The organism is Pseudomonas sp. FP2254 (genome assembly GCF_030687695.1).
Classification (GTDB): Bacteria; Pseudomonadota; Gammaproteobacteria; order Pseudomonadales; family Pseudomonadaceae; genus Aquipseudomonas; species Aquipseudomonas quebecensis.
In genome coordinates, this window is sequence record NZ_CP117444.1 from 3,621,758 (window position 1) to 3,634,108 (window position 12,351).

10 protein-coding genes and 3 tRNA genes are annotated in these 12,351 nt (G+C 62.5%); all 13 read right to left on the minus strand.

From position 1 onward, the window contains the following. Positions 1–125: 125 nt before the first annotated feature. A tRNA-Asp gene (locus PSH94_RS16610) sits at positions 126–202 on the minus strand. Positions 203–307: 105 nt separating this feature from the next. Next, positions 308–384: transfer RNA gene (locus PSH94_RS16615), tRNA-Asp, on the minus strand. 55 nt (positions 385–439) lie between these two features. After that, positions 440–515: transfer RNA gene (locus PSH94_RS16620), tRNA-Val, on the minus strand. 107 nt (positions 516–622) lie between these two features. Further along, a complete protein-coding gene (locus PSH94_RS16625; protein ID WP_305435350.1) occupies positions 623–1,387 on the minus strand; it encodes an SDR family oxidoreductase in 765 nt (254 codons plus the stop codon). Between the two features lie 11 nt (positions 1,388–1,398). Next, positions 1,399–2,610: an O-succinylhomoserine sulfhydrylase gene (locus tag PSH94_RS16630; RefSeq protein WP_181081660.1), complete on the minus strand. Its 1,212-nt coding sequence runs from the start codon at positions 2,608–2,610 to the stop codon at positions 1,399–1,401. 65 nt (positions 2,611–2,675) lie between these two features. Continuing rightward, positions 2,676–4,181, minus strand: coding sequence for an amidophosphoribosyltransferase (purF, locus tag PSH94_RS16635; RefSeq protein ID WP_181081661.1), 1,506 nt, complete (start codon positions 4,179–4,181; stop codon positions 2,676–2,678). Positions 4,182–4,222: 41 nt separating this feature from the next. Continuing rightward, positions 4,223–4,780, minus strand: a complete 558-nt coding sequence (locus PSH94_RS16640) for a CvpA family protein (protein ID WP_034099153.1) — start codon at positions 4,778–4,780, stop codon at positions 4,223–4,225. Between the two features lie 187 nt (positions 4,781–4,967). Continuing rightward, entirely contained in the window at positions 4,968–5,621 is a 654-nt protein-coding gene (locus PSH94_RS16645; RefSeq protein WP_305435352.1) for an SPOR domain-containing protein, read from the minus strand. Next, positions 5,605–6,912 carry a bifunctional tetrahydrofolate synthase/dihydrofolate synthase gene (folC, locus tag PSH94_RS16650; RefSeq protein ID WP_305435354.1) on the minus strand — a complete coding sequence of 436 codons (1,308 nt, stop codon included), beginning with the start codon at positions 6,910–6,912 and terminating at the stop codon, positions 5,605–5,607. Before folC ends, PSH94_RS16645 begins: the two co-directional genes overlap by 17 nt. Next, positions 6,909–7,829, minus strand: a complete 921-nt coding sequence (accD, locus tag PSH94_RS16655) for an acetyl-CoA carboxylase, carboxyltransferase subunit beta (RefSeq protein ID WP_034099158.1) — start codon at positions 7,827–7,829, stop codon at positions 6,909–6,911. The genes folC and accD overlap by 4 nt, the downstream gene beginning before the upstream one ends. Before the next feature lie 244 nt (positions 7,830–8,073). Next, the gene (locus PSH94_RS16660; protein ID WP_181081664.1) at positions 8,074–8,706 is read right to left on the minus strand and encodes a phosphoribosylanthranilate isomerase; all 633 of its coding nucleotides are present in this window, start codon (positions 8,704–8,706) and stop codon (positions 8,074–8,076) included. 64 nt (positions 8,707–8,770) lie between these two features. Beyond that, positions 8,771–9,595, minus strand: coding sequence for a tRNA pseudouridine(38-40) synthase TruA (gene truA, locus PSH94_RS16665; protein WP_181081669.1), 825 nt, complete (start codon positions 9,593–9,595; stop codon positions 8,771–8,773). A 158-nt stretch (positions 9,596–9,753) separates the two neighbouring features. Beyond that, positions 9,754–12,300: a FimV/HubP family polar landmark protein gene (locus tag PSH94_RS16670; RefSeq protein ID WP_305435356.1), complete on the minus strand. Its 2,547-nt coding sequence runs from the start codon at positions 12,298–12,300 to the stop codon at positions 9,754–9,756. Between the last annotated feature and the right edge of the window lie 51 nt (positions 12,301–12,351).

Sequence of the window (12,351 nt, forward strand, 5' to 3'; positions counted from 1 at the left end):
AGTACGCGTTTCAAATCGCACAAACAAAAAACCCCGGTCTTTCGACCAGGGTCTTTGCTATCGAATCAAAGCAACGTTGAGTTTGCTTCGTGCTCCAAGGCGTTCAGTGGGCCTTGGGGCAGATATGGCGCAGCGGACGGGACTCGAACCCGCGACCCCCGGCGTGACAGGCCGGTATTCTAACCGACTGAACTACCGCTGCGTATCGCTTGACCGGTTGAACACACACCTCAACCACGTCGTTAACTTCTGATCAATCAACCTGGGCTGTTCGATCTCAGGCCCGACGTATCGAACCTGGAAAATATGGCGCAGCGGACGGGACTCGAACCCGCGACCCCCGGCGTGACAGGCCGGTATTCTAACCGACTGAACTACCGCTGCGCGTCGGTGCAACCTTTAACGTTGCGTCCTGCCCGAAGGCAAAACTCTCAAGAAGTGGTGGGTGATGACGGGATCGAACCGCCGACCCTCTGCTTGTAAGGCAGATGCTCTCCCAGCTGAGCTAATCACCCTTTGCTTCGTTGAGGCCGCGAAATTTACGCAGGTAGCCGACCTAAGTCAATAGCCCGCTTGAAGTTTTTCCGAAAAAGACAAAATGGCTTCAAGACAGGCATGCGCCCTACTCGCTGTAAATCATCTTCTTGCTCATACCACCGTCCACGACGAACTCTTGCCCCGTCACGAACTCGGCCTGGCGCGACAGCAGCCACGCCACCATCGCCGCCACATCCTCCACCGTCCCCACTCGACCGGCCGGATGCTGGGCATGATCGGCGTCACTCAACGGTTCGGCGCGCCGCGCTGCGGGATCACGCGCATCAATCCATCCCGGGCTGACGGCATTGACCCGTACTTCCGGTCCCAGGCTGATGGCCAGCGCGTGAGTCAGCGCCAGCAGCCCACCCTTGCTCGCCGCATAGGCTTCACAGTCCGGCTCCGACTGCCGCGCACGGGTCGAGGCCAGGTTGACGATCGCACCACCGTGGGCTCGCAGGTAGGGCGCACAGTGCTTGGCCAGCAACATCGGCCCGCTGAGGTTAACCGCCAGCACACGATTCCAGTACGCCAGATCCAGGCTTTCCAGCGTGATGTTATGCGGGTCGGCAACCGCCGCATTGCACACCAGCGCATCCAGGCGCCCGAATTGTCCGAGCACTTCGGCAACCCCTTGGGCGACCTGTTTTTCGTCCGCCACGTCCATGCTGATAAACCAGGCATTGTCGCCCAGCACCGTGGACACTTTGGCTCCACGCTCGCGATCCAGGTCGGTCAATACGACCTGCCAACCCTCGCTGATCAACCACGCCGCAATGCCCAAACCAATGCCACGCGCCGCGCCGGTCACCAGGGCAACACGACCGTTACTGGCGACCGCAGCTTCCATGGACCACTCGATCACAAGGCCGCCAGCCCGCGAGCCAGGTCGGCCTGCAGGTCAGCCACATCTTCCAGGCCCACCGCGACGCGGATCAGGCTGTCACGGATGCCGGCCGCTTCCCGCTCCTGCGGTGCCAGGCGCCCGTGGGACGTGGTGCTCGGATGGGTAATGGTGGTTTTGCTGTCACCCAGGTTGGCGGTAATGGAGATCAAACGCGTGGCGTCGATAAATCGCCAGGCGCCGTCCTTGCCGCCTTTGACCTCAAAACTCACCACAGCGCCAAACCCCCGCTGCTGACGCTGGGCCAACTCGTGCTGCGGGTGGCTCTTGAGGCCTGCGTAGTGAACCTTTTCGATGCCGTCCTGCTGCTCCAGCCACTCGGCCAGGGCCTGGGCATTGGCACAATGGGCTTTCATGCGCAGGTTGAGAGTCTCCAGGCCCTTGAGGAAGATCCAGGCGTTGAATGGGCTCAAGGTCGGGCCGGCGGTGCGCAGAAAGCCCACCACTTCCTTCATCTGTTCGCCACGACCGGCCACCACACCGCCCATGCAACGACCCTGGCCGTCGATGAACTTGGTCGCCGAATGCACCACAACGTCCGCGCCCAGCTTCAGCGGCTGCTGCAAGGCGGGCGTGCAGAAGCAGTTATCGACCACCAGCATCGCACCTTTGGCATGCGCCACTTCGGCCAGGGCAGCGATGTCCACCAGCTCGGCCAATGGGTTGGACGGCGACTCGACAAACAGCAGCTTGGTGTTGGCCTTGATCGCCGCGTCCCAGCCGGACAGGTCCGCCAAGGGCACGTAGTCCACTTCGACGCCGAAGCGCTTGAAATATTTTTCGAACAGGCTGATGGTCGAGCCGAACACACTGCGCGACACCAGCACATGATCGCCGGCACTGCACAGGCTCATCACCACCGCCATGATGGCTGCCATGCCGGTCGCGGTAGCCACCGCTTGCTCGGCGCCTTCCAGGGCCGCGATGCGCTCTTCGAATGCGCGCACGGTCGGGTTGGTGTAACGCGAGTACACGTTGCCCGGCACTTCACCGGCAAAACGCGCAGCGGCATCAGCGGCAGTGCGGAACACGTAGCTGGAGGTGAAGAACATCGGGTCGCCATGCTCGCCTTCCGGCGTGCGATGCTGGCCGGCACGCACAGCCAGGGTATCGAAAGCTACGCCATCGAGGTCGCTGTCCAACCGACCGGCATCCCATTCCTGACTCATGCTGCCACTCCTTACTCAATACGGTATTTAAGATACAAAACCGGCCCCTCAGGGCCGGTGTCTACTCAGTTGTTGTACAGATCGATGATCGCGCTGACCGCCTGGGTCTTGATCTTGGACGAGTCGTTACGCGCCTGCTCGATCTTGTTCAGGTAGGCCTCGTCGACATCCCCGGTCACGTACTTGCCGTCGAACACAGCGCAGTCGAACTGATCGATCTTGATCTTGCCGCCACCGACCGCTTCGATCAGGTCCGGCAGGTCCTGATAGATCAGCCAGTCGGCGCCGATCAGATCGGCCACGTCCTGGGTCGTGCGATTGTGGGCGATCAGCTCATGGGCGCTCGGCATGTCGATACCGTACACGTTCGGGTAGCGCACGGCGGGTGCGGCGGAACAGAAATACACGTTCTTCGCACCGGCTTCACGGGCCATCTGAATGATCTGCTTGCAAGTGGTGCCGCGCACGATGGAGTCGTCCACCAGCATCACGTTCTTGCCACGGAACTCCAGCTCGATGGCGTTGAGCTTCTGGCGCACCGATTTTTTGCGCGCGGCCTGGCCCGGCATGATGAAGGTACGGCCGATATAGCGGTTCTTGACGAACCCTTCGCGGAACTTGACGCCCAGGTGGTTGGCCAGCTCCAGCGCAGCGGTACGGCTGGTATCCGGGATCGGGATCACCACGTCGATGTCATGCTCGGGACGCTCGCGCAGGATCTTGTCGGCCAGCTTCTCGCCCATGCGCAGGCGCGCCTTGTATACCGAAACGCCGTCGATGATCGAATCCGGACGCGCCAGGTAGACGTGCTCGAAGATGCACGGCGTGAGTTTCGGCGCCACGGCGCACTGACGCGTGTGCAGCTTGCCGTCTTCGGTGATGTACACCGCTTCGCCCGGCGCGAGGTCGCGAATCAGAGTGAAGCCCAGCACGTCCAGGGACACGCTTTCCGAAGCGATCATGTACTCGACGCCTTCGTCGGTGTGACGCTGGCCGAACACGATCGGGCGGATGCCATGGGGGTCGCGGAAACCGACGATGCCGTAGCCGGTCACCATGGCCACTACCGCGTAGCCACCTACGCAACGGTTGTGCACGTCGGTGACGGCGGCGAATACGTCTTCTTCGGTGGGTTGCAGCTTGCCGCGCTGGGCCAGCTCATGGGCGAACACGTTGAGCAACACTTCCGAGTCGGAGCTGGTGTTGACATGGCGCAGGTCAGATTCGTAAATCTCCTTGGCCAGTTGTTCAACGTTGGTGAGATTACCGTTGTGCGCCAGGGTGATGCCGTAAGGCGAGTTGACGTAGAACGGCTGAGCTTCGGCCGACGTCGAGCTGCCGGCAGTCGGGTAGCGCACATGGCCGATGCCCATGTGTCCGACCAGGCGCTGCATGTGACGCTGATGGAACACGTCACGTACCAGGCCATTATCCTTGCGCAGGAACAACCGGCCGTCGTGGCTGGTCACAATACCGGCAGCGTCCTGGCCGCGGTGCTGGAGGACGGTTAGCGCGTCATACAGCGCCTGATTGACGTTCGACTTACCGACGATACCGACGATGCCACACATGCGACGCAACCCCTACTTAATGGATCTTGACTGAGTACCGCTTACTGAGGCGTTTTGGCCGGTAAGAGGTGCTCCTTGAACGGCATATCAGCGGGTACGCTGATGCCGCTGGCCAGCCACTGACTGCTCCACCCCAATATGAGGTTCTTGGACCAATCTGCAACCAATAGAAATTTTGGCACGAGTACCGACTCCTGCCACCATGCATCCTGCTGTACCGGCCCCAGGCTCAACAGCCCGACCGCCACGACCACCAGCAACGCGCCACGCGCGGCGCCGAAGGCCATGCCGAGAAATCGATCGGTCCCGGAGAGACCGGTGACACGTATCAACTCGCCAATAAGATAATTGACCATTGCCCCCACCAGCAGCGTGGCGATGAACATGATGGCGCAGCCCGCGATGACGCGAGCCGAAGGTGTCTCGATGTAACCGGCCAGGTAAACCGACAGTGAACCACCGAACATCCAGGCTACGACTCCTGCGATGATCCAGGTCAGCAACGACAGTGCTTCTTTGACGAAGCCGCGGCTTAGACTGATCAAAGCGGAGATGGCGACGATTGCGACAATCGCCCAATCAACCCAGGTAAATGGCACGTTTGAGCCTACGGACAGATAAGGCGGCGCATTTTAGCAGAGCGTCGGGCTATCGGTAAGCGGTGATTGCGGCTGCTTTGCAAATCAATAGTTTGTGGCGAAGCCATCACATTTCAACCTCACCACTAAACCCATGGGCAAGCCCCCTGCCCCATGTGATTGGCTTGCCGGTTTAAACGATGCTGGCTCAGCCACGCTCAGGCTGGAAACGAGTTACGAACCCTTTCAGGCCCTGCTGCCGATCCAGCAAGTCCCGCAAGCGGTCCGCTTCGGCGCGCTCGATCAGCGGGCCGATAAACACGCGGTTCTTGCCATCGGCGCTGCGGATATAGGAGTTATAGCCCTGGCTGCGCAGTTTTTTCTGCAACGCCTCGGCGCCCTCGCGATTACCCAGGCTGGCGACCTGGATCGACCAACTGATCGACAGGCCATTCGGGTCGATACGGCTCTGCCCTACCTCCGGCTTGCCCGGCGCGGCAGGCTGTGGCGCCACCGGCTTGGGCGCGGGGGCCGGCGCGGCAGGTTTGGCGGCCACGGCGGGCGCTGGCTTGACGACCGGCACGCTTGGCTGCACCGGCATCGACGGCGCCTGCTGCGCCGCCACGTCCGACTCGCTCGACACGGGCTCTTCTTCCGGCAAGGCCTGTGGCTCAGGCACCACTACCGGCTCGACCTGTACCTGCGGCATTACCGGTGCCTGCGGCGCAGCTGGCGCCTCGACCACGACCTGGCGTTGTTCGTCCTGACGGGAAAACAACATCGGCAGGAAAATAACCGCCAATGCCACCAGCACCAGCGCGCCGACCATCCGCTGCTTATAAGCGCTATCCAGTAATGCCATGTGCAGCTTCCTCCGTGGAGCGCCGGGCCAACCACTCGAGCGCCTCGGCAACACAATAAAATGATCCGAACAACAGAATCTCGTCCTCGGCCGTTGCCACCGCACACTGCGCCTCAAGGGCAGCGATGACGCTTGCATACGACGTCACCGGAGCACCAAGGTTCTGCAGCGCCGCCGCCAATTCCGAGGCGGGACGACTGCGCGGCGTATCCAGCGGCGCTACCGCCCACGCCTGGACGCTGCCCAGCAAAGGCGCAATCACCCCTTCCAGGTCTTTGTCGGCCAGCAGGCCGAAGACCGCCAGACGACGCCCGATCGGCGGCGTGCGCGCCAGGCGCCGTGCCAGGTATTCGGCGGCGTGGGGGTTATGACCGACATCCAGCAACACATTCAGGCGTTTGCCCTGCCATTCGACCACCCGACGATCCAGTCGCCCGGTGATGCGGGTCGCCAGCAACGTCGCCGCGATCTGTTCGGCGTGCCAGGGCAGATCCAGCAGCAGATAGGCCTGCAGCGCCAGGGCGGCGTTCTCCATCGGCAGGTTCAACAGTGGCAGCTCCGGCACTGTCACGACCTGGCCGCGCGCATCGCGCCCTTGCCAGTGCCAGTACTGATCACCTATCTCAAGATTGAAATCGCGCCCACGCAGGTAAAACGGGCAATCCAGCGCGCGTACTTTGTCCAGCAACGGCTGCGGCGGGTCAAGATCACCGCACAGTGCAGGCTTGCCCTGACGGAATATGCCGGCCTTCTCGAACGCCACGGACTCGCGGGTATTACCCAGGTAATCGGCGTGATCCACGCCAATGCTGGTGACCAGCGCCAGGTCGGCATCCACCACGTTGACCGTGTCCAGGCGCCCGCCCAGGCCCACTTCCAGCACCACCACATCCAGCTGCGCGCGCTCGAACAGCCAGAACGCCGCCAGGGTGCCCATTTCGAAGTAAGTCAGGGAAATATCGCCACGCCCGGCATCGAGCGCGGCGAAGGCCTCGCACAGTTGTGCATCAGTGACCTGGACGCCGTTGATCTGCACCCGTTCGTTGTAGCGCAGCAGGTGCGGCGAGCTGTACACGCCCACGCTCAGGCCCTGGGCCTGCAACAACGCGGCGACAAAGGCACAGGTCGAGCCTTTGCCGTTGGTGCCGGTCACCGTGATCACACGCGGCGCCGGCCGGCCCAACCCCAGGCGGGCCGCTACCTGTTGCGAGCGCTCCAGGCCCATATCGATGGCGGAAGGATGCAACTGCTCAAGGTAGGCGAGCCACTCGCCCAGGGTCCGCTGGGTCATAGGTTTGCAGGCACCGGCGGCACAACGATGGGCTCGACTTTAGGCGCGACGTAAACAGGCGTCGGCAAGCCCATCATTTGCGCCAGCAGGTTGCCCAGGCGCGGACGCAGTTCGCCGCGCGGGATGATCATGTCGATGGCGCCGTGCTCCAGCAGGAACTCGCTGCGCTGGAAACCTTCCGGCAGTTTTTCGCGTACCGTCTGCTCGATCACACGCGGGCCGGCAAAACCGATCAAGGCTTTCGGCTCGCCGACGATCACATCGCCGAGCATCGCCAGGCTGGCGGAAACCCCACCATAGACCGGGTCGGTCAGCACGGAGATAAACGGAATGCCTTCTTCGCGCAGACGCGCCAGTACCGCGGAGGTCTTGGCCATTTGCATCAGGGAGATCAAGGCTTCCTGCATGCGCGCGCCACCGGAGGCGGCGAAGCAGATCATCGGGCAGCGATTTTCCAGCGCATAGTTGGCCGCGCGCACGAAGCGCTCACCGACGATGGCGCCCATGGAGCCGCCCATGAAGGAGAATTCGAATGCCGACACCACGACAGGCATACCCAGCAGCTTGCCGCTGACGGAGATCAGCGCGTCTTTCTCGCCGGTCTGCTTTTGCGCTGCGGTCAAACGATCCTTGTATTTCTTGCCGTCGCGGAATTTGAGCCGATCGACCGGCTCCAGGTCGGCGCCCAGTTCATTGCGGCCGTCGGCGTCCAGGAAGATGTCAATGCGGGCGCGAGCGCCAATGCGCATGTGGTGGTTGCACTTGGGGCAAACGTCCAGGGTCTTTTCCAGCTCAGGGCGGTAGAGCACCGCGTCGCAGGATGGGCACTTGTGCCACAGACCTTCAGGAACCGAGCTTTTCTTCACCTCGGAACGCATGATCGAAGGGATCAGTTTGTCTACTAACCAGTTGCTCATGCTTTCTTTCTCCAGTACCGGTGGCTTGAACTCAGCCCCGCGTATGCCCTTGAGCTAAATTCATATGTGGCGATAACACAGACTGGACGGGGTCAGACGTTCGACCTGCCATTTCCAGCCTGTGCCCTCAGCCTTCCAGACAACCTGCCGATGCAAGGTTGCCACTTCGTTTCCGAGCCACCCGCAGGCGGCGTCGGGCTGTTTTACACAGTGGTAGTTATGGACGGCGGCAGACTGCCAGCCGTCACATCCCGCCACTGCTGTTGCGCACGGCCTGCATGAACGCGCGAATCCTGCTGTGATCCTTGATGCCCTTGGCCTGCTCCACCCCACCGCTGACGTCCACCGCGTAGGGCCGCACCTGCCGGATGGCGTCGCCGACATTCGCCGGGGTGAGCCCGCCGGCCAGGATAATCGGCTTGCTCAGCCCTTCGGGGATCAGCGTCCAATCGAACGCTTCACCGGTGCCGCCCGGCACTCCGTCGACATAGGTATCCAGCAGTATTCCGCGCGCACCGGCATAGGCGGCGCAGGCACTGGCGATATCATCACCGGCCTTGACCCTCAGCGCCTTGATATAGGGGCGCTGGTAGCTTTCGCATTCGTCGGGGGTTTCATCACCATGGAACTGCAGCATGTCCAGCGGCACGGCATCCAGGGTTTCGTTGAGTTCGCAGCGACTGGCGTTGACGAACAGCCCCACGGTGGTCACAAACGGCGGCAATGCGGCAATGATCGCCCGCGCCTGCAATACATTCACCGACCGCGGGCTCTTGGCGTAAAACACCAGACCGATGGCATCCGCCCCCGCCTCGACGGCCGCCAACGCGTCTTCCATGCGGGTAATCCCGCAAATCTTGCTGCGAACGGCGGACATATCGTAGAAACCTCAGGGGTTGAGCCGAGAAAGTCCCGGATGGTAACAAAAGCTATTCCGGGCGTCAGCCGCCAAGTTCACTGAAACCTGTGAGGAAGTGTGGACCGATGAAGCGCTCCGGCAACTCGAACTCATCCCGATATTCAACCTGCACCAGGTACAGGCCGAACGGGTGCGCGGTCACCCCACCGGTGCGGCGGATACGGCTTTCCAGCACTTCCCTGGCCCATTCCACCGGACGCTCGCCAGCGCCGATAGTCATCAGCACGCCGGCGATGTTGCGCACCATATGGTGAAGGAACGCCCCGGCGCGAATATCCAGCACAATCATCTTGCCGTGTCGGCTCACACGCAGGTGATGGACTTCCTTGATCGGCGACTTGGCCTGGCACTGGCCGGCACGGAACGCGCTGAAATCATGCACGCCGACCAGATGCTGCGCGGCCTCGGCCATGCGTTCGGCGTCCAGCGGGCGGTGGTTCCAGGTGATTTCTTGATTGAGGTGCGCCGGACGGATCTGGTCGTTGTAGATCACGTAGCGGTAGCGCCGCGCGATGGCCTTGAAGCGCGCATGAAAATGCGCAGGCATCACCTTGGCCCAACTGACGCTGACATCATGGGGCAAATTGATATTGGCCCCCATCACCCAAGCCTTCATCGTGCGCTCGGCCTGGGTGTCGAAATGCACCACTTGGCCGCAGGCATGCACGCCGGCATCGGTACGCCCGGCGCACATCAGCGACACCGGCGAGGCGGCGACTTTGGACAGCGCGTTCTCCAGGGTTTCCTGCACCGTCGGCACGCCTGACGCTTGACGCTGCCAGCCGCGATAGCGCGAGCCTTTGTATTCCACGCCCAGGGCGATGCGGTAAAAGCCTGCGGCCGCCATTTCGGCGGCCGCGTTATCTATATTTGCCAAGAACTGAGAGCCTGATGAGTTGCGCAAAAGCCGCCATTATAAGGCGACATGCTTGGGACGCCATGGGTTTGCAGAGCCGCAAAGCAAAACGGCGGCCCGAAGGCCGCCGCAGTATCACTGAACGACGATCATGCCAGCCGGCCGAGCATCTCCTTGGCCTCGCCGCGCTGCCCTTCGTCACCCTCGGTCAGCACTTCGGAAAGGATATCCCGCGCGCCGTCGGCGTCGCCCATGTCGATGTAGGCCTGGGCCAGGTCCAGCTTGGTCGCCACTTCATCCGTACCGGAGAGGAAGTCGAACTCAGGCTCATCGTCGCCCAACGCGGCGTCCTGCGCCGTGAAGGTTGGAGGTTCAAGGCTCTGGGACAAACGGTCCAACTCCGCGTTGACGTCATTCAGCTCCGAAGCGAACGCGTCCGGCTTGGCCTCTGACTCGGGCTCGTCCGCCAGGGACAAGTCAAAGTCTTCCGGCAGGTCGAAGTCTTCCAGCGCGGCCGGCGTCAGGGTTGGCGGCTCGACGGCCGGCACGTCTTTCATCTCGCCTTCCAGGCCCGAGAGGAAATCCTCATCCGATTGGGTCGACGTCGGTGCATCCAACTGCAAGTCGAAATCCGAGAGGTCATCTTTGGCCGCATTGGCTTGGGTCTGCTCCTTGAGCAGCGATTCGAACGTCTGCTGATCACCCTTGAGCTCGGCCGGCGACGTCGATTCCAGCTCGTCCAGGCTCAGGTCGAAATCCGTATCGAAGTTCTCGGGCGCCGCCGCCGGCTTGTCTTCCAGCAACTCCTTGACGTACTGCGCGTCGAGGGCCGCCGCGGCGACCGCTGCGCTGACACCTGCGGCGAGTACCGCCATTGCCGGGAACCGTGCCTTGAGCTGCTCGACCTGGGCGTGGTTTTCACCGTTGGCCACCAGTTGACGCTCCTGGGTCACGAAGCCGTCCTTGTCGTTTTGCAGGCCGTAGACTTCCATCAGCTTCAGGCGCAGATCGCTGCGCTTGGGCTCATGCTTGATCGCTTGTTCCAGCACATCGGCGGCCTGGTTGAGCAGGCCACGATCAATATGTGACTGAGCCAGCGCCAAGGCGTCATTGGCGTTCTGCGGCGCCACGGCGGCGGCCAGCGGCGCCAGCACGGAGGCAACGGTCGGTGCGGCGACCACCGGCTCGATCACCGGCGCAGGTGACGGCGTAGCCGCCAGCTTGACGTTCGGCGGCGGTACTTCAAGGCCTTCGAAGCTGTCCGGCGGCAGGTCCTGGTCGATATTGGAGCTGAACTCAGGCTCTTCGGCCAGCGCACGCGCCATACGCAGGTGCTTTTCTTCCTCGCGACGAGCGTTGCGATGGCGCACGAACAGCAACAGGAGCAACAACGCAATCAAGGCTGCCGCACCGCCGACCACACCGAGCACAATCGGGTTGGTCAGCAGCTCGTTGAACTTGCCCTCGGTCGGCGTAGCAGGCGCCGCGTCCGCCTTGATCGGCTCAGGCGCAGGCGCTACCGGTGCGGGCGTGGCCGGGGTTGTTTCAGCCGCGGCGGGAGGCACGGCCGGGGTTGCGGCGGGGTCGGCGGCCAGCTGTGCCGGGATGGCCGCTGTCGCCGCGGCGGCGGGGTCGACTTTTTCAGCCTGCAGACGCGCCAGTTGATCGTTTTTCAGTTGAATCAGCTTTTGCAGTTTGTCGAGCTGGCTCTGCAGGTCGGCGGCACGGCTTTTCAGCTCTTCGTTGTCGCGGCGCGTGGTGTCCAGCTGTTCCTGAGTCATTGCCAGCTTGTCGCTGAGTACCTGGCTGTCGCCGGCCTTGCCCTTGGCGCCCTTCTTAGCCGCCTCAGCAGAAACCAGGCTCAGGTTGTCCTGGGTTCCAGTGGTTGCGGGCGCGTTGCCTGCCTGGGTGCGCCTGGTAGCATCCAGTTGCTGCTTACCGGCCGGCTGGTTGGCCGCACTGCGCCGCCCCTGACGCCAGGCATCGTTCTGCGCCCTTACCTCGGCAATCGCCTGGGGTTGCGGCAGCGCCGTGCTTTGCACGGTGTCCGGCAGGCGCAGGACCTGGCCGGTTTTGAGGCGATTGATGTTGCCGTCGACAAACGCATTCGGGTTAAGCGCCTGGATGGCCAGCATGGTCTGCTGCACCGAGCCGCCATTGCGGTTTTTTTCGGCGATTTCCCAGAGTGTGTCGCGGGAGGTGGTGACGTGCTGGGCGGGCCTGGTCACCGCCGGTGCGACAGTGGCGGGCGCATTCAAACGTGGTGCCGCTGCGGCGGTGGTCGCCGGCTGATCGAACTTGGCCGGATCAAGCAGCACGCTGTAGTCACGCATCAAACGGCCGTTGGGCCACTGCACCTGCAGCAGGAACCGGATGTAGGAATCGGGCAATGGCTTGCTGGAGGTGACGCGCACCACGCTGCGGCCGTTGGGGTTGACCACCGGGGTAAACGTCAGGTCGTTGAGAAACGCCTGACGGTCAACCCCGGCATCCACAAACGCCTGAGACGACGCCAGGCTCGGCGTGATCTCGGAAGCCGTCAGGCCACCGACATCGAGCAATTCGATTTCCACCGACAAGGGCTGGTTCAGCTTCGACTTGAGGGTCATCTCCCCCAACTGGAGCGCCTGCGCCATACCGGAGGACAGCGCCGAGGCGGCCGCTATTGCTAACACCAGTTTGCGAACTTGAACCATAGCCTCATCCTTTGTTTGAACACTCCCCGGCTTGCGAGAAGGTTGGTAACC